This window comes from Xenorhabdus sp. PR6a, assembly GCF_028599065.1.
GTDB lineage: Bacteria > Pseudomonadota > Gammaproteobacteria > Enterobacterales > Enterobacteriaceae > Xenorhabdus > Xenorhabdus doucetiae.
On record NZ_JAQRFJ010000003.1, the window covers coordinates 1 to 22,942 of the forward strand.

General features: G+C 44.8%; 23 protein-coding genes and 1 other annotated feature. Of the genes, 9 read left to right on the forward strand and 14 right to left on the reverse strand.

The features are described from left to right. Positions 1 to 202 precede the first annotated feature (202 nt). Positions 203 to 1,732, forward strand: a complete 1,530-nt coding sequence (locus tag PSI15_RS01255) for an MFS transporter (protein ID WP_273581958.1) — start codon at positions 203 to 205, stop codon at positions 1,730 to 1,732. Between the two features lie 721 nt (positions 1,733 to 2,453). Next, the gene (gene yiaY, locus PSI15_RS01260; protein ID WP_273581959.1) at positions 2,454 to 3,605 is read left to right on the forward strand and encodes an L-threonine dehydrogenase; all 1,152 of its coding nucleotides are present in this window, start codon (positions 2,454 to 2,456) and stop codon (positions 3,603 to 3,605) included. Positions 3,606 to 3,759: 154 nt separating this feature from the next. Here the strand turns inward: yiaY and PSI15_RS01265 are convergent, their stop codons facing one another. Further along, positions 3,760 to 4,083 carry an ArsR/SmtB family transcription factor gene (locus PSI15_RS01265; protein WP_273581960.1) on the reverse strand — a complete coding sequence of 108 codons (324 nt, stop codon included), beginning with the start codon at positions 4,081 to 4,083 and terminating at the stop codon, positions 3,760 to 3,762. A gap of 130 nt (positions 4,084 to 4,213) precedes the next feature. Here PSI15_RS01265 and PSI15_RS01270 point away from each other — a divergent pair, with 130 nt between their 5' ends. After that, positions 4,214 to 5,218, forward strand: coding sequence for a permease (locus tag PSI15_RS01270; protein WP_273581961.1), 1,005 nt, complete (start codon positions 4,214 to 4,216; stop codon positions 5,216 to 5,218). Between the two features lie 69 nt (positions 5,219 to 5,287). After that, on the forward strand, positions 5,288 to 6,373 hold the full coding sequence (locus PSI15_RS01275; RefSeq protein WP_273581962.1) for a methyltransferase domain-containing protein: 1,086 nt from the start codon (positions 5,288 to 5,290) through the stop codon (positions 6,371 to 6,373). 78 nt (positions 6,374 to 6,451) lie between these two features. Here PSI15_RS01275 and hisIE read toward each other — a convergent pair whose 3' ends face one another. From hisIE to hisL, 9 genes are all read right to left on the reverse strand, one after another. Beyond that, a complete protein-coding gene (gene hisIE / locus PSI15_RS01280; RefSeq protein WP_273581963.1) occupies positions 6,452 to 7,081 on the reverse strand; it encodes a bifunctional phosphoribosyl-AMP cyclohydrolase/phosphoribosyl-ATP diphosphatase HisIE in 630 nt (209 codons plus the stop codon). Then, positions 7,075 to 7,851 (reverse strand): imidazole glycerol phosphate synthase subunit HisF, encoded by a 777-nt coding sequence (hisF, locus tag PSI15_RS01285; RefSeq protein WP_273581964.1) that lies wholly within the window; start codon positions 7,849 to 7,851, stop codon positions 7,075 to 7,077. Before hisF ends, hisIE begins: the two co-directional genes overlap by 7 nt. After that, positions 7,833 to 8,570, reverse strand: a complete 738-nt coding sequence (hisA, locus tag PSI15_RS01290) for a 1-(5-phosphoribosyl)-5-[(5-phosphoribosylamino)methylideneamino]imidazole-4-carboxamide isomerase (protein ID WP_273581965.1) — start codon at positions 8,568 to 8,570, stop codon at positions 7,833 to 7,835. Before hisA ends, hisF begins: the two co-directional genes overlap by 19 nt. A 4-nt stretch (positions 8,571 to 8,574) precedes the next feature. Next, positions 8,575 to 9,165, reverse strand: a complete 591-nt coding sequence (gene hisH / locus PSI15_RS01295; RefSeq protein ID WP_273582049.1) for an imidazole glycerol phosphate synthase subunit HisH — start codon at positions 9,163 to 9,165, stop codon at positions 8,575 to 8,577. Positions 9,166 to 9,184: 19 nt separating this feature from the next. Beyond that, positions 9,185 to 10,267, reverse strand: a complete 1,083-nt coding sequence (gene hisB, locus PSI15_RS01300) for a bifunctional histidinol-phosphatase/imidazoleglycerol-phosphate dehydratase HisB (protein WP_273581966.1) — start codon at positions 10,265 to 10,267, stop codon at positions 9,185 to 9,187. Further along, a complete protein-coding gene (gene hisC / locus PSI15_RS01305; protein ID WP_273581967.1) occupies positions 10,264 to 11,382 on the reverse strand; it encodes a histidinol-phosphate transaminase in 1,119 nt (372 codons plus the stop codon). The genes hisB and hisC overlap by 4 nt, the downstream gene beginning before the upstream one ends. Continuing rightward, positions 11,379 to 12,692, reverse strand: coding sequence for a histidinol dehydrogenase (gene hisD, locus PSI15_RS01310; RefSeq protein ID WP_273581968.1), 1,314 nt, complete (start codon positions 12,690 to 12,692; stop codon positions 11,379 to 11,381). The genes hisC and hisD overlap by 4 nt, the downstream gene beginning before the upstream one ends. Positions 12,693 to 12,698: 6 nt before the next feature. Further along, the gene (hisG, locus tag PSI15_RS01315) at positions 12,699 to 13,598 is read right to left on the reverse strand and encodes an ATP phosphoribosyltransferase (protein ID WP_273581969.1); all 900 of its coding nucleotides are present in this window, start codon (positions 13,596 to 13,598) and stop codon (positions 12,699 to 12,701) included. Between the two features lie 55 nt (positions 13,599 to 13,653). Continuing rightward, positions 13,654 to 13,776, reverse strand: a sequence feature (His leader region). Further along, complete coding sequence (hisL, locus tag PSI15_RS01320; protein ID WP_113967449.1) at positions 13,752 to 13,799, reverse strand: his operon leader peptide; 48 nt, start codon at positions 13,797 to 13,799, stop codon at positions 13,752 to 13,754. It overlaps the preceding feature by 25 nt. 228 nt (positions 13,800 to 14,027) lie before the next feature. Here hisL and PSI15_RS01325 point away from each other — a divergent pair, with 228 nt between their 5' ends. After that, on the forward strand, positions 14,028 to 14,885 hold the full coding sequence (locus PSI15_RS01325) for an SDR family oxidoreductase (RefSeq protein ID WP_273582050.1): 858 nt from the start codon (positions 14,028 to 14,030) through the stop codon (positions 14,883 to 14,885). A 20-nt stretch (positions 14,886 to 14,905) separates the two neighbouring features. Here the strand turns inward: PSI15_RS01325 and PSI15_RS01330 are convergent, their stop codons facing one another. After that, on the reverse strand, positions 14,906 to 15,526 hold the full coding sequence (locus tag PSI15_RS01330; protein ID WP_273581970.1) for a glutathione S-transferase family protein: 621 nt from the start codon (positions 15,524 to 15,526) through the stop codon (positions 14,906 to 14,908). A gap of 197 nt (positions 15,527 to 15,723) precedes the next feature. Here PSI15_RS01330 and PSI15_RS01335 point away from each other — a divergent pair, with 197 nt between their 5' ends. Beyond that, positions 15,724 to 16,929: a serine hydrolase gene (locus tag PSI15_RS01335; protein ID WP_273581971.1), complete on the forward strand. Its 1,206-nt coding sequence runs from the start codon at positions 15,724 to 15,726 to the stop codon at positions 16,927 to 16,929. A gap of 77 nt (positions 16,930 to 17,006) precedes the next feature. Here PSI15_RS01335 and PSI15_RS01340 read toward each other — a convergent pair whose 3' ends face one another. From PSI15_RS01340 to PSI15_RS01350, 3 genes are all read right to left on the reverse strand, one after another. Beyond that, a complete protein-coding gene (locus tag PSI15_RS01340) occupies positions 17,007 to 18,314 on the reverse strand; it encodes an HAAAP family serine/threonine permease (protein WP_273581972.1) in 1,308 nt (435 codons plus the stop codon). Positions 18,315 to 19,267: 953 nt separating this feature from the next. After that, positions 19,268 to 19,876, reverse strand: a complete 609-nt coding sequence (gene ybjG / locus PSI15_RS01345) for an undecaprenyl-diphosphate phosphatase (RefSeq protein ID WP_273581973.1) — start codon at positions 19,874 to 19,876, stop codon at positions 19,268 to 19,270. Positions 19,877 to 20,363: 487 nt separating this feature from the next. Beyond that, positions 20,364 to 20,627: a GrxA family glutaredoxin gene (locus PSI15_RS01350; RefSeq protein WP_045969913.1), complete on the reverse strand. Its 264-nt coding sequence runs from the start codon at positions 20,625 to 20,627 to the stop codon at positions 20,364 to 20,366. A gap of 192 nt (positions 20,628 to 20,819) precedes the next feature. Between PSI15_RS01350 and PSI15_RS01355 the strand changes: the two genes are divergently transcribed. The 3 genes from PSI15_RS01355 to rlmC all read left to right on the forward strand — a co-directional run bounded on the left by PSI15_RS01355 (position 20,820) and on the right by rlmC (position 22,891). Next, a complete protein-coding gene (locus PSI15_RS01355; RefSeq protein WP_273581974.1) occupies positions 20,820 to 21,137 on the forward strand; it encodes a YbjC family protein in 318 nt (105 codons plus the stop codon). Between the two features lie 79 nt (positions 21,138 to 21,216). Then, positions 21,217 to 21,732, forward strand: a complete 516-nt coding sequence (locus PSI15_RS01360) for a YbjN domain-containing protein (protein ID WP_045969917.1) — start codon at positions 21,217 to 21,219, stop codon at positions 21,730 to 21,732. Positions 21,733 to 21,757: 25 nt separating this feature from the next. Next, positions 21,758 to 22,891: a 23S rRNA (uracil(747)-C(5))-methyltransferase RlmC gene (rlmC, locus tag PSI15_RS01365; RefSeq protein WP_045969919.1), complete on the forward strand. Its 1,134-nt coding sequence runs from the start codon at positions 21,758 to 21,760 to the stop codon at positions 22,889 to 22,891. Positions 22,892 to 22,942: the final 51 nt, after the last annotated feature.

A 22,942-nucleotide genomic window follows, 5' to 3' on the forward strand; every position in this document is an offset into this window, starting at 1 on the left:
TAGTGACATCAGCGACTATAGATGCAGCATATAATTCCAGTAATCAATCTGGAAAGTGGATTGATTTAGATGTTCCTAAATACCCTGAATAAGTGGGTTCTTCAGAGAATTTCACGGGCAATTATGCTTTGCTAATTAGAGGCAGCTAGATTTAATCGAAATTTACAAAAATACAATTCTAGATTGAATGGGAGAGCTTGTAATGTCAATAAAATCAGGTCAGCGAATTAATTCAGAAGCGTCACGATCTTGGCTGGCACTTTTCCTGCTTTGCTTACCAACTGCAGTGCTCGCTCTTGATATGAGTGCGCTATATTTGGCTCTAGCTCACATCGCTGCCTCTCTTGACACCACATCAGTAGAAGAGTTATGGATTCTAGACATCTACCCCCTTATGATTGCTGGATTCTTGATGCCGATGGGAGGAATGAGTGATCGCTGGGGAAATCGCCGCGTCTTGTTAATCGGTTCTGCTGTTTTCGCAGTACTTTCGACAATAGCCACCATGGCACCGACGGCTTTTACGTTGATTATCATAAGGGCAGCACTTGGGGTTGCTGGGGCAGCACTTATGCCCGCTACCCTCGGATTGATAAGTGAACTATTCCAAAATCCGCAACAGCGGAGACAAGCGATTTCGATATGGACTTCTGCATTCATGGCAGGATTCGCTCTTGGGCCGGTAATTGGTGGAGCTTTACTAGAGTTTTTTGGGTGGGGGGCGATTTTTTTCTTGGCTGTTCCTGTCATGCTCCCTCTGCTAATGGCTGGTCCGATAGTTTTCCCGAAAGGTTTCAAGCCTGAAGGTCAAAAACAATACGATTGGATTAGTAGCATACTTTTTCTTGCGGCTATACTTCCCCTTGTTTATGGGCTTAAAGAACTTGTCAGCGCTGAAACAAAGCTAAGCGCTGTGTTGGTATTATCTTGGGGATTCCTCGTCGGAGGAGTGTTCATTGTGCGGCAACTTAAAGTTAGCAATCCTCTCTTGGATTTCAACATGATTCTATCCAATTCTGGACTAGCAACTGCCTTGACGATACTCTTATTGGGGCCCGCCATTGTCGGCGGCTTAACACTTTTTGTGCCTCAATACCTTCAGCTTACTTATGGATTAAGTCCTGTTGCTGCGGGCGCGTCAATCGCACCGGCATCTCTTGGGCTAATTATCGGAGCACTTATATCTCCCGCTCTTTCAAGAAAAATGAGAAGTAGTGGAGCAGTTATTGGAACGGGTTTTCTCGTGATGTCAGTAGGTCTCGTTACGATAGCGTTTGGAGTTCAATTAGGTCCAATGTGGGTGGTAGCTGGCATTGTCGTAGTGTATTTGGGATCTGGTCCTTTCGATGCACTCGGTACTGACATTGTGATTTCCTCGGCCCCTGAAGGCAAAAGTGCTTCAGCTGGTGCGGCGGCAGAGACAGCAACTGAACTCGGAGTGGGACTGGGCATAGCTTTTTTTGGTACGCTAGGAACAGCTGTTTACCAGCGAATTTTGACAGGCGATCTTATTGGTGGCGATATTAATAGTTATGCTGTAGAACATGCTTCGAGTTCGTTTTCGATCGCCATAGCAGAAGCCTCCTCATTGGGGGGAACTGAAGGTGCATATCTCCGAGAACAAGCAAGTGAAGCATTCGCGTCGGGCTTTGCTGCAGTGGCCGGTTCTACCGTAATACTTGCCATATTTTTATCTATACTATCTTTTGTTTTTCTTCGAAAAACTGCTTGAAGCAGTTTGGGATAAGCGATTGGATGCCGCCGCGTTAAGAACCTGTGCGCGATTTTCAAAAACTGGTTGATTATACATAACTCTCCGTCCTAGCTGGACTGGGCGACATGAGAAAAGGTTATTGTTGGTCACAGTGGTTTCCCGCTTGCATGAGCGGTTTCTAGCAGGCTTACACTACAGTTTGGCAAACAAAGAAGTCTATGTATGTGGGAAGAGGCAAAGTGTGGAACTTGCCTCTATCCCGACTGAAATAAAAGCTTTGTAAAATAGAAGTAAATATCAAGTCGGCGGTTACCATTTAAGCAACCGTTGGGCAAACCTCTCCAACCAGTGTGCTATCTCAGCATCATGGAAATAAAGGAATACCGTGAGGCTGAGGATAGCAAGACCGAGTATTACCAGAACAAAAATATTATTCATAGAATAATCGCCCATTTTCATCTGGTTAAATTATAGCAAAATGTAAATTTTAGTTAAGTTATCTTCAATCGGTTATTTTTCGAAATGCCACTAATTCTGGCATTGCACCAGAAATACAGTGAGCCGATTCAGAACCTGCTTTTGGGTTTACCCGAAATGTCCGGCTTCCGCCTATTTTTTCCGGCTTACATCGGTAATTATTGATTTTGGTCAAATTTACTGGGTTAGATAAGTGTCACATTGTCATTTAATTTATGACATCGAGATTTGGAATACTTCAGTAAAAACTAAGGAGTTTCAAATGGCAGCATCAACTTTCTTTATCCCGCCAGTGAATAAAATCGGCATGGGGTGCATGGCTGAAGCCGTTGAGTTAATGAAAGATTATGGTTACAGACAGGCTTTGATTGTCACTGATCGCGTGTTAAACGAGATTGGTGTTGTTGGGCAAGTTCAGGCTTTGCTGGCGGATGTTGGGATAAAAAGTGCCATTTATGATGGCACAAACCCAAACCCAACGACGGTGAATGTTGAAGAAGGTTTAACTATTTTGCGCCAGCATCATTGTGACTGTGTGATCTCCTTGGGTGGTGGTTCACCGCATGATTGCGCAAAAGGTATTGCGCTGGTGGCTGCCAATGGCGGGGATATTCGTGATTATGAAGGCGTTGACCGTTCAGCCAAGCCACAGCTTCCTTTGATTGCCATCAATACTACGGCGGGAACGGCTTCTGAAATGACACGCTTCTGTATTATTACGGATATTGAACGTCATATCAAAATGGCCATTGTGGATAAAAATGTGACGCCTATTTTGTCAGTCAATGACTCTGCTTTGATGGCCGGGATGCCAAAAGGATTGACTGCTGCAACAGGGATGGATGCACTGACTCATGCTATCGAGGCTTATGTTTCCACGGCGGCAAACCCGATTACTGATGCCTGTGCGCTGAAAGCCGTAACCATGATTAGCCATTATTTACGCCGTGCGGTTGAAGATGGCAATGATATGGAAGCGCGTGAGAATATGGCTTACGCCCAGTTCCTGGCCGGGATGGCATTCAATAACGCATCGTTGGGGTATGTCCATGCGATGGCACACCAGTTAGGCGGATTCTATGATTTGCCACACGGTGTCTGCAATGCGGTGTTACTGCCACATGTACAGCGGTTCAATGCAAAAGTTGCTGCTGCGCGCCTGAAAGAGATCGCGGCGGCGATGGGCGTTGAGGTGGGAACCTTAAATGATGTGCAAGGGGCTGAAGCCTGTATTCAGGCAATCAGTAAATTGGCAAAAGATGTCAATATTCCGGCTGGGTTGTCTGAATTGAAGGTCAAAGAGGAAGATTTACCAATATTAGCGACCAATGCGTTGAAAGATGCCTGTGGATTCACCAATCCGATTCAGGCATCGCATGAAGAAATCGTTGCTATCTTTGAAGAGGCAATGTAACTCTTGATATAGTAATAGCATATTTTCAAAAGGGTACAGATAGGCTCCTCTTTTTTATATTAGCGGTGAGCTTATTCTGTACACTTAATGATAATAGTATTTTCTGCTATCCCTATTCTGTTTTATGTCATCTGCATGATTGTCTGGTGACAGGTTATTCGGTTGCAGATTGCCCGCTGCAATTAGCAACCGAAACCCCCACACAACACTCTTCTTGCAAGAAGTTGATCAAATTTTCCAAGTGCTGATATTCAGGTATACACACGATAGTACGGCTGTGCTTATCTTGACGAATTAACCCAACTCTCACCATGCGGCTGAGATGATGTGATAGCGTGGAAGCCGGAATACCTAAGGCTTTCTGAATTTCCCCGACAGAAACCCCTTGATGACCTGCCTTAATTAAAAACCGAAATATCGATAATCGATGAATATTCCCCAACTCAGCCAGGCTTGCAGCGACTTCTTCATGTTTCATATGTCTTTCTCAGCAAAAAATATCTATATTTCCAGAAATATTAAAATACTCTTGACAGGAATTGCAATGGCAATCTAATATCCCTCTATATTTCCATATTACTAGAATTATAGATTATTGGAGGATTGATATGTCTTCTCAACTACAAGAAACCTTTAATATGTTTATTTTCCTCGCCGTAGAGTTATCAGCTTTGTTTATTGGCATTAGCTTACTGGTAGGTATTCTCCAGCGACACATACCTCTATCCAAAGTAGAAGCCTTACTGAGTGCTAACCGGAAAAGAGGTTATTTTCTGGCGGCCGCCCTCGGAGCTATCACGCCTTTTTGCAGTTGTTCGACTATCCCCATGTTGAAAGGACTAATTCGTGCCAGAGCCGGTTTTGGTCCAATGATGGTATTTTTATTTTCTTCCCCTCTATTGAACCCCATCATTGTTGTTTTGCTGGTCGTTACTTTTGGCTCAACGTTGACCGCAATTTATGTCCTGTCGGCTCTTTTAGTCTCACTGGGTGCCGGATGGTTACTGCAAGTTTTGGGATTTGAGCGTTATATACGTCGCGAAAAAGTGCCTAATTGTGGAACCGTTGAGAGTTGTTGTGACTCTAATCCAGCTATGTCAAACAATTGTGAATTAACAACAACTACCAGTTGTTCGACTAATCAAAAAACTTCACAACCGACAAGTTGTTGCGATAGCCAATCCGCCAACGTTGACCGTCCAACAAGCAGGTATAACGGTCTGTGGCAGGAAGTGTGGTCAGATTTTAAGGGGGTACTGCCTTATTTACTGATCGGTATTGCGATCGGCAGTGTGATCTATGGCTATGTACCAACGAACCTGCTCGAGCGATATGCCGGTTCAGATAATCCTTTGGCTATTCCGCTTGCTGCTGTTATTGGTGTCCCACTCTATATTCGCGCTGAAGCCTTGATACCGCTTGCTGCGGCCTTGATGGCGAAAGGGGTCAGCGCCGGGGCGATTCTGGCGTTAATTATTGGCAGTGCGGGTGCCAGCCTGACTGAACTAATTTTATTGCGTTCCCTGTTTACAACTAAGCTCTTAGTGGCCTTTGTCACTGTTATTTTTGTTATGGCAATAATCGCAGGTTACGCGGCTTTCCTGTTTTTCTAAATGCTGCTCAATACCGCGTTATGTTTGGTCTAAGGCAGTGGATTTTATTAGAGTTGGAGTAATAAAGTGATGAAAATCAAAACACAAAAATCGGCTCAGCGAATTGAAGAGATACAGCATTACTACGGTAAAACGCTTTCAAATAAGGACGATTTACTCACCAATATTTGTACTGTAGATGAGGCACCTTCTGCTGAGATTAAAGCCATACTAAAAACAGTCCATCCCGATGTGCAGCAACGCTTTTATGGTTGTGGTACTCCTTTTCCACCTTTACTGTCTGGCTTAACGGTATTGGATTTAGGCTGTGGTAGCGGGCGAGATTGTTTCATTTTATCTAAACTGGTCGGACGGGAAGGGCGCGTTATTGGCGTGGATACTACGTTTGAGCAAATTGAATTTGCCAAAAATTATCTCGATTATCACCGAGAAGCCTATAGCTATAGCGAAAGTAATGTACAGTTTATTCAGGGCAATATTGAGTCCTTAGATCGACTCAAGCTACCGTCAAATAGTGTTGATGTCATCGTTTCCAATTGTGTCATTAACTTAGCTACGGCAAAGTCTGATGTACTTGCGGGAATGTATCAGTTACTCAAACCTGGAGGAGAAATTTACTTTGCCGATATTTTCTCTGATCGCAGGTTGTCACAAGAGTTGAAAAATGATCCATTGTTGGTTGGGGAATGTATTGGTGATGCCTTGTATTATGGCGATTTCGTACAGGCAGCACGTGAGGCGGGTTTTCGGGATATCCGTATTGCTGAGAGCAGATTAAAGGCTATTGGTAACCAATCGATCGAAGAAAAATTGGCGGGCGCGAAGCTGTATTCAATGACGCTCCGATTATTTAAGATTGATCTGGAAGATAGCTGTGAAGATTATGGTCAAGTCGCCATATATCAAGGGAATCTCCTTAGTTCTCCTGTTCGTTTTCTTCTTGATAAAGACCATATATTTGATACAGGAAAAGCGGTGCCGGTGTGCCGAAATACGGCCGATATCATTCGCAAAAGCCGGTATCATCGCTTGTTTAGTGTGATTGGTGAAGGGCATATACATTATGGAACTTTTAATTGTAAAACAGCCGTAAATCATTTTATGGTTCCGGCTGGAGCGACGACGACGGGGGAATCAGGTGGTTGTCGTTGCTAAAAGAGCGTTGCAGCCCGCAAGATGAGGGCTGCTTGTTATTTGCTCTATGTCATGGGGTAATAAATGTATCTTTAAGTTTCACGTTGAGTGCCGTTCCCGTAATTGTTGAATGATACGACTTAAATCGAGGTCTTGATCTTGCAATAAGACCAGCAGGTGATAGATCAAGTCCGCAGCTTCGTTGGTCAACTCTTTCCGGTCATTGACTGTTGCAGCTAACGCAGTTTCTACACCTTCTTCGCCCACTTTTTGGGCAATACGTTTTGTTCCACTGGCATATAAGCGGGCGGTATAGGAACTGTCCGGCGAGGCATTTTTCCGGCTTGCCAGTAATTGTTCCAATTCATAGAGAAACCCCCACTCAGTTTGTGCAGGGGCAAAACAGCTATCGGTACCTTTATGGCAGGTCGGGCCAATCGGCTCCACTAAGGCCAGCAACGTATCGTTATCACAGTCGGGATAGAGGCCGACCAGATTCAGAAAGTGGCCTGAGCTTTCGCCTTTTGTCCATAACCGCTGTTGAGTGCGGGAGAAAAAGGTCACTTTGCCGGAATTGAGCGTGATATTCAGTGCTTCCTGATCCATGTAACCCAGCATTAACACGCTGCCGGAGGTCGCATGTTGGACGATAACAGGCATCAGGTTAGCCACTTTTTCCCAATCCAGTTGCTCAATTTCTTGAGGGGTTAATTTTTGTGCTGTTAACATTTTCTCACCTCGACACCCTGTGTAGCCAGATATTGTTTGAGCTCACTGATATTAATGATCTGTTTGTGGAATACAGAGGCTGCCAAGGCACCATCAACATTGGCAACCTGAAAAGCGTCCAAGAAATGTTCTGGTGCCCCGGCTCCGCCAGACGCAATCAGTGGTACAGAACAGATATCACGCACTAGTTTCAGTTGAGTCAAATCATAACCATTACGCACACCATCCTGATTCATCATATTTAGGACGATCTCACCCGCGCCGCGTTGCTGGACTTCTTTGATCCACTCCAGTGTTTGCCAATGAGTTGCAGTTGTACGTTTTTCATCCCCGGTAAATTGGTAAACCTGATAACTGTTGGTGCTTTTATCAAACCACGTATCAACACCGACGACGACACATTGGACACCGTAGTGATCCGCCAGACGGTTAATTAAATCGGGATCCGCCAAGGCCGGAGAGTTGATGGAAATTTTATCTGCCCCGAAGGCTAAAATTTGTCCGGCTTCTTCGGCCGTTTTAATCCCACCCGCCACGCAGAAAGGGATATTGATAACTTCTGCCACTTTTGCCACCCAACTTTTATCGACGACGCGGCCGTCGGAAGAGGCAGTAATATCATAGAACACTAACTCATCCGCACCTTCTTGGGCATAGCGCTGCGCGAGAGGAACGATATCACCAATAATTTCGTGGTGACGGAATTGTACGCCTTTGACCACTTGCCCATCACGGACATCCAGACAGGGGATTATGCGTTTTGCCAACATTGGATGGCCTCCGTCAGGGTAAATTTTCCTTCCAGTAATGCCCGCCCGACAATAACACCAGCTACACCGGATGCCGGCAGGGGAGAGATATCGGCAAGGCTGCCAATACCGCCGGAGGCCTGAAATTGGATTTGCGGATAGCGTTGGCTGATTTCCCGATAGAGGGCAATATTTGTGCCGCTTAATGTGCCATCACGGGAAATATCGGTACATAAAACATGTTTTAGTCCAACGGGGAGGTATTGTTCGATGATATCTTCAAGGGTAGCGCGGCTGTTTTCCTGCCAACCGCTTATCGCGACGTGTTTCACCCCATCTGCATTGATGCGGACGTCCAGTGCCAGCACAATGGCCTCTGCCCCGTAACGCTGAAACCCTTGTTTGACTAATTCCGGCTGGGTAATTGCCGCAGAACCAATAACAACCCGGCTGGCACCTGCTGCAAGCAAGGCTGTTATATCTGCTTCTGAACGAATTCCTCCGCCGATCTGAACGGGAATAGTCACGCTTGCCAGTAGCGCTTGCAGAAGGGCAATTTGGCGTTTGGCCGGATCTTTTGCCCCGGTCAAATCCACTAAATGCAGTAACTTAGCGCCTGCCTGCTCATATTGCTGCAAGCGAGCAAGTGGCGAACGGCCATAATCCCGCTGCTGGGCATAATCGCCTTGATGCAAACGCACCACATTGCCATCAATTAAATCTAATGCAGGGATAATCATGCGCTTACATCTCCAGAAAGTTTTTGAGTAATTGTGCACCTGCGGCACCTGAGCGCTCAGGGTGGAATTGCACACCAAAGAAATTGCCCTTTGCGATAGCACTGCTAAATGGATGGCCATACTCTGTTTGGGCAATCGTGTATTCACCCACCGGCAGCGCATAACTATGGACGAAATAGAAACGGGAATTGTCTGCAATATGGCGAAACAGGGGATTGCCTGCCTGCGCTTTCACTTGATTCCAGCCCATATGAGGCAATGGCAGACCCGCGGTCACCATCTTTTCGACAGGCGCGTCAATGAATTTCAGTAGTGGGATGTTATCCCCTTCCGCACTGACACGCGCCAGTAATTGCATACCGAGGCAAATACCCAATACAGGTTGTGTCAGAGAATGAATCAGGGGAATTAATTGCCGTTGTTCGAGCTGTTTCATTGCGGCGGTCGCCGTACCTACGCCCGGTAGAAAGAGTTTATCGGCGGCTTGCACAACCTCCGCGTCCAAACTCACGGTGGGTTCATAGCCTAACCGACGGATGGCATAAGTCACAGAAGCAAGGTTGGCGCAGCCTGTATCTAAAATAACAACGTTCATCATGACTTCCTTTATGCCTTTATAAAACACCTTTGGAACTCGGTAAGGTATCGCCTTCAACGCGAATGGCTTGGCGCAATATCCGGCCAAAGACTTTAAACAGGCTTTCTGCCCGATGGTGATCGTTTTTGCCTTTGGTTTTCAGGTGTAAAGTGCATCCCATGGTGTAAGAGAGCGAACGGAAAAAGTGTTCGATCATCTCAGTACTTAAATCGCCAACACGCTGATGTTTGAATTCAGCTTTATATTCGAGATGTGGACGACCGGAAATATCCAGAGCACAGCGGGCAAGGCATTCATCCATTGGCAGCATAAAGCCAAACCGGGCAATCCCGCGTTTATCCCCCAAGGCCTGTTTTAAGGCTTCCCCCAGCGCGAGCCCGGTATCTTCAACGGTGTGATGATCGTCAATATGGAGGTCACCCTTGACTTGTATATTCATGCGGAAGCCACCGTGAGTCGCGATTTGATCCAGCATATGGTCGAAGAAACCGACACCCGTATTGATGCGACTTTCTCCTTCACGATCCAGCCAGATTTCAATATCAATTGTGGTTTCTTTGGTTTTTCGTTCAACGTGAGCATGGCGATCGTTACGGGTCAACTTCTTGCGGATCAATTGGGCACAAATGGCTAGCCATCCCCGTGATTCGGGTTGGTAGCGAATGCCCTTGATCCCCATGTTTTGGGCTAATTGCAGATCGGTTTCCCGATCACCGATGACGTAGCTGTTTTCCGTATCGATAATATTTTCTGCCAGATATTTTTGTACCAATCCCAGTTTGGGCTTACGGCAGTGGCAGTTATCTTCTGGTTTGTGTGGGCAGATCAGCACTTCTTCAAAATGAATACCCTGTGAGGTGAAAACTTGCATCATCAAGGCATGGGGTGGCTCAAAATCCGCTTGTGGAAAACTGGGCGTACCTAACCCGTCCTGATTCGTGATCATCACGAATTTATAGCCGGCTTGTTGCAGGGCGAGCAAGGCTGGGATAACACCTGCCTCAAACGCCAATTTATCAAGGCGATCAACTTGATAATCACTGGGCGGCTCGGTGACCAATGTGCCATCGCGGTCAATAAAAAGCATTTTCTGGCTCATGGGTTCTCAGTTTCCTTGGTTTGCTGCGGTTGGTCGGTAAGTGCGCTAATGGCACGCACCAACTGTTCACATTCACTCCGGCTGCCGATGGTAATACGCAGGCAATTCTCTAATCCCGGCTGTTTACGCTGATCACGCAGGATAATCCCTTGTTGCCATAGCGTCTTAAATACCAGCTCTGCATGGGTAAATTTCACCAAAATATAGTTGGTTTCACTTGGAAACACCTTTTTAACCCACGTCAATTGGCTGAGTGCTTGTTGGAGATAAGCCCGATTGCGGGCGTTTTCTGCCACCCGGTTTCGCATGGTTTGAATACCCATTGCCGTGAGCGCTTGTGCTGCGATATCCGCAACTGGTGTCGCCAGTGGATAAGGCGCAATCACTTTCAGCATCAGCGTGATGATATCGGCAGAAGCCAGCGTAAATCCACAACGTAATCCAGCCAAAGCAAAAGCTTTCGAGAGGGTTCGCAAAATCACTAAGTGAGGATAGTCTGACAGCCAACGGGTGGTATCATGGGTCGCGGCATGTTGTGGGCAAAATTCGATATAGGCTTCATCAATGGCAACAATGGCGCGGTTGCGGGCCAATTCAAGGATCTGGCGTAATGCCGCCGGATCAATGAGGTTACCGGTCGGGTTGTTGGGACTACAGATATAGATCAGCTTGACGCGATCTAGATTATTTTTGATGGCGGTGATATCGGGTTGCCAGTCGGCGCTGACGGGGATTTTTTTCTGCTCTACGCCAAAGGTTTCGGCACTCACGCCGTACATCCCATAGGTGGGTGGGCAAAACAGCACAGCGTCGCGTCCCGGCTCGCAAAAAACGCGGATCAGTAATTCGATAGATTCATCAGCGCCACGGCTGACAAGGACTTGCTCTGGTTGCAGGCCCGCGTAATCGGCATAACGTTGAATGACGGTGGCGGGTTGGCATTCAGGATAGCGATTGAGCGTGTTTTCGCTGAGTTGGAAATCGGGTGCGATGGGGTATTCATTCGCATTTAACCAAACATCACCACAACCGCCCAGACGGCGGGCAGACAAATAAGGGACTAATTTGCGAACGTTTTCTCTTGCCAATAAATTGATATCAAAAACCGTACTCATGATTGTTCCTTGTTCAAAGCAGTCATACGTAACGTGACGGCATTTTTATGCGCGATAAGTTGTTCTGCCTGTGCCAGTGTTTCGATAGTGGGTGCGAGGTTTTTTAATCCTTGGGGAGTGAGCCGCTGGACGGTCATTCTTTTCAGGAAATCAGCCAGACCGAGGCTGGAATAGGTTGAAGTATAGCCATAGGTAGGCAGAACGTGATTGGTGCCGGAAGCGTAATCACCGGCGGATTCAGGCGACCAGTCACCGAGAAAAATGGAACCGGCGCTGGTAATCTGCTCGACCAGTTGTTCAGGCTGACGAGTTTGAATGATCAAATGCTCCGGGCCATATTGATTGCTGATTGCCACACACTGGGCGAGATCTTCGGTGACAATAATCCGGCTGGCTTGCAGGGCTTGAATTGCGATGGGCTGGCGTGGCAAAACGGCGAGCTGGGTTTCAATTTCACGGATCACTTTTCCGGCCAGATTTTCATCAGGAGTGACCAATATTACTTGGGAATCAGGGCCGTGCTCTGCTTGTGAAAGTAAGTCTGCTGCCGTAAATGCGGGATTGGCTCCACTGTCAGCGATCACCAGCACTTCGGATGGGCCTGCGGGCATATCGATCGCGGCGCCGTTGATCTGTTGGCTTACCTGACGTTTGGCTTCGGTCACCCACGCATTGCCGGGGCCAAAAATTTTGTCTACTTTGGGAACGGATTCTGTCCCGAATGCCATTGCGGCAATGGCTTGAGCCCCGCCGATTTGAAATATCTCGCTGATCCCACAGAGTTGGGCGGCATAGAGTATTTCATCAGCAATCGGGGGAGGAGAACACAGGATGACTTTACGGCAACCTGCAATATTGGCGGGTGTACCCAGCATTAATACTGTGGAAGGCAGGGGAGCAGAGCCGCTGGGGATATAAAGCCCAACGGAATCGATTGGGCGCGTAATCTGTTGGCAACGAACGCCTGGCACTGTTTCAATATCAACCTCTGCGGGTTTTTGCGCCTCGTGGAATCGGCGGATATTGTTCATGGCCAGTTGCATGGCCTGTTTGATTTCTGGACTTAGGCGGGCGACCGCTGCGTTGACTTTATCGGCAGAGAGCTGGATGGTTTCAACGGTCGTTTTGTCGAAGCGTTGGCAGAACTCCTGTAATGCTTGATCACCCCCTGTTTTTACGGTTTCCAGAATCTGTTTAACCGTTGCGGCAATATCGCCGGATGCGGCGATAGCCGGACGTGTCAGTAATATTTTTTGTTGTTCCGGCGTACATGCTTGCCAGCGAATGAGAGTGTTAAAATTAGGGTTCATCAACGGTCACTCCATCATTTTTTCAATGGGCAGAACCAGAATGGAACTGGCACCTAATACCTTGAGTTTTTCCATGGTTTCCCAGAACAGCGTCTCACTACTGACCATGTGCATGGCGACGCGGTTTTGTGCCCCCGCCAGTGGCAAGATAGTGGGGCGTTCTGCGCCCGGCAGCAGGGATATAATCTCTTCCAGTTTGTCGCTGGGAGCATGTAGCATGATGTATTTGGATTCCCGCGCCTGAATAACGCCTTGGATGCGGAGCATCAATTTGTCAATAAGCTGTTGCTTGGCTTCCGGCATTTCGCCATCGCGTTGGATCAAACAGGCCTTTGAGCGATAAATCACTTCAACTTCCCGCAAGCCATTGGCTTCCAACGTGGCGCCGGTTGAAACTAAATCACAGATAGCGTCTGCAAGCCCAGCACGGGGAGCAACTTCAACTGAACCATTGAGAAGACAAGATTTGAAGTGGATGCCTTTTTGATCGAAATAACGTTTCAATAAATGCGGATATGAGGTTGCGATGCGGGAATCTTGCAGGCATTCCACGCCGGTATAATCGCAATCTAAAGGCGTTGCCAGGGAAAGCCGGCAATCACCAAAATCGAGGCGGCGCAATGTCAGATAGCGAGGATCTTCTCCCTGTGCCCGACGGGTCAGTAATTCTTCCTCAAGGACGTTTTCCCCAATAATGCCCAGATCGACCACACCATCCATCACAAGGCCCGGAATATCATCGTCGCGGACACGCAGAATATCGATAGGCATATTTTCAGCAAATGCGATCAGGCGCTGTTGCTGTAAATTAATTTTGATACCGCAACGGGCCAGTAACGTTCTGGAGTCATCACTCAGACGGCCTGATTTTTGAATAGCGATGCGTAAGCGTGTCTTATCTAGCATGTTGTGTTTTACCTTATCTTAAGATTTAGTCAGTAACTCATTCGTAGAAATCAGAAACAAAAAACCCTCGGAAAATCTTCCGAGGGTTTTTTATCGTATTCATGCCACCGGAAGACGGGTTAAATGTCTTCCAGCACACAGCAGCCTGAAAGACTAGTCAGGATGATGGTGATGATGATGGTTAAATTGAATACGGTTCATATGCGCGTTCTCTATCTGTATTTCAGGCTGTTTTATACAAGGATGTATGTACTGAATAATGACTATACGTAACTTTATAATAAACGATATATTTATGACTAAGGATTGGCTGCTTGTTGTTTAACCTATACTATTTTGTGTATAAAAAGCAAACTCTTTTTTAAAAAAAGATGTTTATTTTATATTAATGTATTGTTTTTAAGTCGCATCGTGCTTAAGGGGATCATGGTGAAAAAAGTTTCCATTATTGGACTGGGTTGGTTAGGAATGCCATTGGCACAAGTATTACAACGCGGAGGAATGCAGGTTGTTGGCAGTAAAACAACATCCGATGGTGTTGAAGCGGCTTGTCTGTGCGGGGTGGATTGTTACCTATTGAACCTGGTGCCTCAGATTATTTGCGATGCAGATGATCTTGATCAACTGATGTTGGTTGATGTGCTGGTTTTGGCATTGCCTGTGAGTGGGGTTGCTGGGGGTGGGAAGGAATATGTCAAAGCAGTGCAACTACTTGTTGACACCGCACTTTCGTATTCGGTTCCGCGGATTATTTTTACCAGTTCGACTTCAGTTTATGGTTCGTCTGTTGGCTGTCTCAATGAAGATGATCCACTGTACCCCGATACTGAATCGGCCAAGGCGCTGGTTGAGTTGGAAAACTGGCTGCATCAACTGCCCAATACGTCGGTCGATGTATTACGTTTGGCTGGCTTGGTCGGTAATGGGCGTCATGCGGGGCGTTTTCTCGCAGGAAAAAAGGCGCTTAAGGGGGGAGAAAGTGCGGTTAATTTAGTCCATCAAGATGATGTCATTTCGGCCATTAAATTGCTTATTCAACAACCGGAAGGGGGGCATCTTTTTAATTTGTGTGCACCAATCCATCCGAAAAAAGCGGCGTTTTATCCGTCAGCCAGTCACCAGCTTGATCTGACCCCGCCAGAATTTTTGCTGTCAGAAAGCGCAGAAATTGAAAGTAAGCTGAAAATTGACGGCAAAGACGGCAAAGTAGTGGATGGCAGTCGTATCTGTCGGGAACTGGGATTTGAGTATCAGTTCCCCGATCCCGGCAGAATGCCAATGAGTTAATAAACTCACAAGTCAAAGGCTCAATTGATTTCTATCATAACAATTTTTTGGAAAGCCGGTCTTTCGGTCAATAATTGATACCAGCGCTCCAGGTTTGGCAGAGACGGGCGCTCTATCTCTACGCCTAACCATAAATAGGCCAGCGGAGCCAGGGCGATATCGGCCATACCCAATTTGTCGCCGGAGAGATATTGTTGATTGCTTAGGGTGCTATCGACAATTTTCAGCAACTTTTCAATCTCTGCTAAAGATTGGGCAATAACTTGAGGGTCACGCTGATCTTCCGGTGTTCTGACAAAACTAATCATAAATTGTTTAATCGGCGGGAAGAGGTTGCAACCGACCCAATCCATCCACTTTTCAACGCTGGCTCTTTCTTGGAGATCAGCCGGGTAAAGGCTGTCTTTGCCAAATTTCGCCGCAAGATAACGAACAATGGTGTTGGATTCCCATAAAATAAAATCGTCTTCTTGCAAACAAGGAATGACAGCATTGGGGTTCATGCGCAGGTATTCAGGATCGTTGAGTTGGCCAAATTTGCCACCGATATCAACTTGTTGATAGGGCACATTGAGCTCTTCCAGACACCAAAGCACTTTTTTCACGTTTGATGAATTTTTACGGCCCCAGATTGTTAACATCATTTTCTCCTTAATTCAGAACACATCTAAAATAGTGTTTCAAGATGACAAACGTTCACCATTATGAAAATTTATTCATTGATAATATGACAATAAAGTGGGCTGAATAACAGAAAAATCTTTACGTTATGGGGTTGGAGTCTTCTCTCATAACATCCTATATTAATAAAGTTTTTATTGAGAAAGGGCGAGCGAAGATGAAAAACAGACGGCAGATAGCAATAATTAAATCTTTTACTTTTGGCTTGAGTGTTTTCTGGTTGGCGAGCGTCAGTGTATATGCAATGGAGCAACCCGCGGCACCTGAAATTGATGCAAGAGCCTATGTATTGATGGATTATGCCAGTGGAAAAATTCTGGCCTCAAATAACGCAGATGAGCGGTTAGACCCTGCCAGCTTGACGAAAATGATGACCAGTTATGTCATTGGGCAGGCGATCAAGTCAGGGAAAATATCCACAGAAGATATGGTCACCGTTGGCAAAGATGCCTGGGCTACCGGGAATCCCGTACTTAAGGGGTCATCTCTGATGTTTTTGAAACCCGGCGACAGAGTTAAGGTGATTGATCTGAACCGCGGTATTGTCATTCAATCCGGTAATGACGCCAGTATCGCACTGGCAGATTATGTTGCAGGCAGTCAGGATGCCTTCGTTGATTTGATGAACAAGTATTCGGAAACGCTAAAATTAACCAACACTCATTTCAAAACCGTGCATGGTTTGGATGCGGCAGGGCAGTACAGTACCGCCTATGATATGGCTCTTTTGAGTCAGGCCATGATCCGTGATGTGCCGGAAGAATATGCGCTGAATAAAGAAAAAGAATTCACCTTTAACAACATCCGCCAGCCTAATCGCAACCGCTTGTTATGGAATCAAAACATGAATGTGGATGGTGTCAAAACCGGACATACCAGTGGTGCCGGCTACAACCTTGTTGCATCAGCAACTGAGGGACCAATGCGTCTGATTTCCGTGGTATTGGGCGCTCCCAGTGATCGTGTACGTTTTTCTGACAGTGAAAAACTGTTGTCATGGGGATTTCGTTTTTATGAATCGGCGACACCATTGAAGGCCAGTGATACGTTGGTGACGGAAAAAGTCTGGTACGGAACGCGTCCAGAAGTCGCATTGGGGGTAGAAAAAGATGCTGCAGTGATCGTTCCCCGTGGGCAAGCAGGAAATTTGAAAGCGAGCTTTACGCTGGATAATACCTCACTTGAGGCACCATTGACTCAGAACCAAGTGGTGGGCACGGTGAATTTTCTGCTGAATGATAAAATTATTGATCAGCGCCCATTGGTTGTTAAAGAAGCAGTAGAAGAAAGTGGCTTCTTTGGGCGTACATGGGATTTCGTTGTAAAGACGGTTATCGGTTGGTTTAACGCGATTTTTGGTTAGTCTATAAACAGAAAATGCCAGTCGACCTTTTGGGGACTGGCATTTTTTTATGGGCTACTGCCGGAGAAAGCTGCTGATTACATGACGGAGTAAATCGCCGCTGAAATAGCAATTGATCCGGTTATCACAACAAAAATATTGCTTGGTTTACCTGCATATTTGCGCATAGCCGGCACTTTTTTGATGGCGTACATTGGCATGATAAACAAGATCATCGCAATAATTGGTCCGCCCAGTGACTCAATGATATTCAGGATACTTGGGTTAAGCGTCGCAACGATCCAGGCACTGATCAGCATAAAGAGGCTAGTGATACGATTCAGCGTTTTGTGCTGAATGGTTTTTCCCTTGGTGTTCATCATTGCCTTGTTGATAATGCCGTTGAAGCCTTCACGGGCGCCAAGATAGTGGCCGAGGAAAGATTTGGTGATCGCAATGAAAGCGATGAAGGGAGCAATATACTCAATAGTGGGTACACGAAAGTGGTTAGCCAGATAGGACAGAATAGTGATGTTCTGCGCTTTGGCTTCTGCCAGGTTTTCCGGTGACAAGCTCAGTACACAACTGAAAACAAAGAACATTACTGTCAGCACCATCATAATGTGGGCATAAGCCAAAATGCGTGAACATTTTTTCTCTGCGTGCTCACCGTATTCTTCACGTTTTGCAACGGCAAAGGCTGAGATGATTGGAGAATGGTTAAAAGAGAAAACCATCACAGGGATCGCCAGCCACAGGGTAAATAGCAGGCCGCTATTGCTTGTAGAAGATAGGGTACTGTCCTGCGACAGGCTATCAAAAATGGTGGTGTTCCAGTGAGGGATTAAATACAGAGCCAACAGCATCAAAACGGTGACGAATGGGAACACCAATACACTCATGGCCTTAACAATGGCTTTCTCGCCGAAACGGATAATGCTCATCACACCAAGCAGCAATACCAGCGCCAGCAATGCGCGTGGTGGGGCATCTATTTGTAGCTGGTGGACAATAAAACTCTCTACCGTATTGGTCAGTGCAACGCTGTACACGAGCAGGATAGGATAAATGGCAAAGAAGTAGAGGATGGTGATCAGGAAACCTGCAAATTTACCAAAATGTTCTTCTACCACGCCGGTGATATCTTCACCGTTGCCTTTACCGGATAAAACAAAACGGCACATTCCACGATGGGCAAAAAATGTCATCGGAAGAGCAAGGATTGCCATGATAATCAGTGGAATTAAACCACCAATACCGGCATTGATGGGAAGAAATAAAACACCGGCCCCAATCGCTGTGCCGTATAACCCCAGCATCCATACAGTGTCTGATTTACGCCAGGTAGTGTAATCGCTTTTGCTGGAAGCAGAGGATGCGATCGAACCTGCTTGAGATGTGTCCATAGGTATCTCCGAAATAACGCGGTAAAGTAAAATTTAAAGACTACTAAACCCGCACATTAATTAAATGCGCGAGTTGGATTTTTATATGAATAATAAGTTGTCAGATATTGCGTTGGTGTTTATCTAAACGTTTTTATTACTACATTATCGCTACATTATTTACTACATTAATAAGTTGCCTGAAATATGTTCACTTAAAGCTGTTCACTTAAAACCATTCACCTAAAACCATTCACTTAAAACCCATTCATTTAAAGCAAAGGATCTTCAACTCACCTGTTTTGTCTAAATCCAAAAACTTAACCCCAGATTTTTGATGGGGGAAATATAGTTATTTTCAGTGAAATGTACCGTGATCACTCTCGCAATTGCAAGATTTATATAGAAAATGAAAACTGTTACAAATGTTTATCGATATGTTAATTAAATATTAAATAAAATAAAATGCGAGTTTTGTTAAAAATATATCATTATTTTTATTTTAAATTCCAATATCTATCTGGTTTATTACTTAATGATATTTACATATTAATGATTTTTTCTTACTTGGTATTGGAATAGCTTGAAATTGTATTATAAGGGCTAAGATTTTTGTCTTGATGTATTTTTGCCTATAAGTTAAATCAGTATAACACATTGATAAATTGTAAAAAATAAACATCCTTCTCCATTGGCAGTGATATTTATTCTTTGAATGAATATGTGTTTTGTATTGATTATGAATTAATGAGGATTTTAAGGATAGTCAATTTGTGTGTGTGAAGTTTGTTCGTTAGCGCTGTGTTTATGAATAAATGCTAATCATTTTAGGGTGATGTATTGTTAAATATAACGAATGATTTTACTCCGATATTTATACTCGTCGTACTTCAAGGTGCATTTATTATCTCCCCGTGGCGCGGGGAGATAATAAGTGGATTTCGTCTTGCGAGCGGCAATTTGGCGTTGTTTGGTTAATTTTTTACCCACCCTTTTTTGATAAAAAACGCACAGCAGAATTGGTAAAGCCGGGTTAGTTTGTTTTGCAAATACTCTCCATATTGGCTCCAAAATATTTGGGAAAAAGCACATGCTAACAGGCTTACTAAAAATGCACCAACCATATCGATTGGCCAGTGAACGCCCACATAGACACGGGACCAGGCAATGGCACAGGCGATAGCCATTAGGCATAAACCTGACCAAATCCGGTGCCAAAATATAAATGCCAGAGCGAAAGTAAAGACTGCTGTACCGTGGTTACTGGGAAAAGATTCCGTGGGAGCGTGATAAAGAAAGTTATGGCCAAAACCTTCAACAAATGGTCGGGCATGTGGAACAATGACGCCGATGATATAGGATGTCGCTATGCCAAAGGCAAAAGCAATGCAAGATTTACTGACAACCCTGCGTTGTGATGTGATGGCTTTTTCCCTTCCCCAAAGCCAGCAGATAGCCAGAGTAACAGGGTAAATCAGTACGCAATATTTCGCTATAAAGATGGCAAGCGAGATCATTGCTGGCGGGGAATCTGGGGTTGCATTGATAAAGGTAAACAGATTGTGGTTAAGTTGTTCTAGCAAGGTGAGCCTCACAAGCGAGATATTTACGTAAACAGGGTGATTTTATTTTATCAACTTGTTGTTAACAATAATAATTTCACATAAAAAAGAGAATTACATTGATTAATAATTTTATTTAATGCCTGTTGATGTTGCATGAGTAAATAATATAGGCAATGTGATAGTAATGAAAGATAACCTCTATCTTGCAAATAATTCGTAACTGGTGTCATGACTAACAAAAAACCCGATAGTCTTTAACCAAAGTGGGTGACTATCGGGCTCCTCAATATGGGGACATCAAAGAAAAGCAGTGGCAATAATTAAGACTGCATGATGATGTGAAAGTTCTCATTCTTGGGAAAAAAATTGCAAAATTTTTTCAAGAGGGTGGAATTTTTACCGAAGGGCAGTATGGTTAAAGCACTTGCTATCCAGCAAAGAGAAGGTTTCTGGCCGGATAGCGATTTTTTTGACGACTGATTTTCTGGCTAATTATTGAGTTCGATTATTTGTAGAGTCCCAGATTTTCTTTAGCATAAGCTTCAAAATCTGTGCAGCCACCGATATGTTTCTCGTCAATGAAGATTTGAGGAACGGTTTCAACAGGCTTGCCCACCGTTTTTGATAAGTCGTTTTTGGTGATGTTTTCAGCCCAGATATCGACATAACGATAGTCAAAATCGTCGCGCTCTGCTTTTAATTTTTCAGCGAGTTCTTTGGCGCGAACGCAGTATGGGCAACCTGGGCGACCAAAAATGACAGTGTACATACAAACTCCTTAGTGGTAATGATCATGAACTTCATGGAATGTCATCTGGGGTTACTATGCCTGTAAGTATTAATAAAAAAAAGCAGGAATTACCTTTTATTGTAATTAGTCCTGCCAATAAGCGGGATTCAGGTATGATAGGCTACCATCAGTAACGGAAAGCCTGTTTTTCAGGCTGGAGCGGGTTAAAGAATGAAAATGAAACCATCAAAAGAGATGCGCTCATTGGCTGACATGCCTAAGTTAGTTATTTTATTGGAAATATTGGGAATAGGTCTGTTGATTCTGGCTTATCTGTCGATAACCGATAGCATAATTCTATCACCTTTACTAATGACGGCAGAAGCACACATTGCTATGATTTTATTGGGCATAGGTTGCTTGATACCGGCAGCTATCCATATTATCTGGCGTGCGGTCTATAATCTTTCCTTTTTGGGTATTGATCATAAGAAAGCGGATAAAAACCATCAGATTGTCACTGATGATGAAAAAAACAAAATAGGTTAATTATTGTACATGAGGCTACTCGCTGGGGAAGTTCCCTTAGGTAGCATGTGTAACTTCTCGGTCATATGAGGTTAATTCGATGGATTCTATGGTTATTCCCGATTTGTCAATTTTGTGCACGTGGCTTGAACGGCTTAAGATCTCTTATTTTGAGAATGATTCAGGCTCAGTCTTGCATTTGCCTCATATGCAGAATATTGATGGCCTGTTTGATGCCAAGATTGATCTATTGGGTGATGTAGTCTTGTTTTCTGCTTTAGCCGAAGTCAGGCCAACAGCAATAATTCCATTAGTTGCTAATTTGAGTCAGATTAATGCCTGTTCCCTTACTGTGAAGGCATTTCTTGATGTTCAGGATGAAAACTTGCCTAAGTTGATTGTTTGTCAGGCATTCCCTGTCGCTGCTGGAATGACTTTCGAACAATTTTCCAATTTTATGCAGCAGGGTGAAGAACAAATTGCCAATGTGATTTTTGAAATTCACAGCAATAATCTTCTCTATGTCAATCATGATATGGAAAGTGAGATGGAAGTGGACGTTGAGGATGAAGAATCATTGGCTTCGACGAAAACATCAACATTTACCTTGCACTAATATTTTTTGATACGGTTTTTTTACGATGCAATGTGCGCAGTATACCGCGGGGCATTGTCACTCCTGTCAGTGGCTCGATAAGTCCTATTCACAGCAATTATCTGATAAACAACAACATTTAAAGCAACTTTTACAGGAAGAATCAGTAGTACATTGGCTGTCGCCAGTTACCAGCGAAACAAGTGAGTTTCGTAATAAAGCCAAGATGGTCGTCAGTGGCAGTGTTGAGCGCCCATTGCTTGGTATGTTGCATCGTGATGGCAGAACGGTGGATCTTTGCGATTGTCCGCTGTATCCAGAATATTTTCAGGCCGTATTTGCCGTCATCAAAACATTTATCGCCAAAGCTGGCTTGGTTCCGTACAACGTGGAACGCAAGAGAGGAGAATTAAAACATATTCTTCTGACAGAAAGTCGTGCTAATGGTGAAATCATGCTGCGCTTTGTCTTGCGTTCAGAAACAAAACTGGCTCAACTGGAGCGGGCTTTGCCTTGGTTAAAGGAACAGTTACCACAAGCAACCGTGATTTCCGCTAATATTCAACCAATCCATATGGCGATTCTGGAAGGTGAGAAGGAAATTATTTTTACTGACCGTCTGATGTTGAAGGAAATTTTTAACGGCATTCCACTGTATATTCGTCCGCGTAGTTTTTTCCAGACGAATCCGAATGTTGCCTCAGCGTTGTATGCAACCGCAGGGCGTTGGGTCAGGGAATTGAATATTAGCAGTATGTGGGATCTGTTTTGTGGTGCGGGTGGTTTTGGTCTGCATTGTGCCGATAAAAAGACCCGATTAACAGGGATTGAGATCTGTGCAGAAGCGATTAGCTGTGCGAAAAATTCTGCCAAAAGCCTTGGGTTGGAGCAGGTAGACTTTCAGGCGCTGGATTCTACCCATTTTGCTCTTGATAAATCACAAATACCGGAGTTAGTCTTGGTCAATCCTCCTCGTAGAGGGATTGGTAAAGCGCTTTGTGAATACCTTAGCCGGATGGCGCCTAAATTTGTTCTCTATTCGAGTTGCAATGCTCAGACGATGGCGAAAGATATCACGATGCTTAAACAATATCGAATAGAAAAAGTGCAGTTATTCGATATGTTCCCTCATACCGAACATTATGAAACATTAGCACTGTTAGTTCTTGACGTAAATTAATAACCCGGTTTTATACAATTATCCTGTGTACCCCGTGATAACGATAAGCTA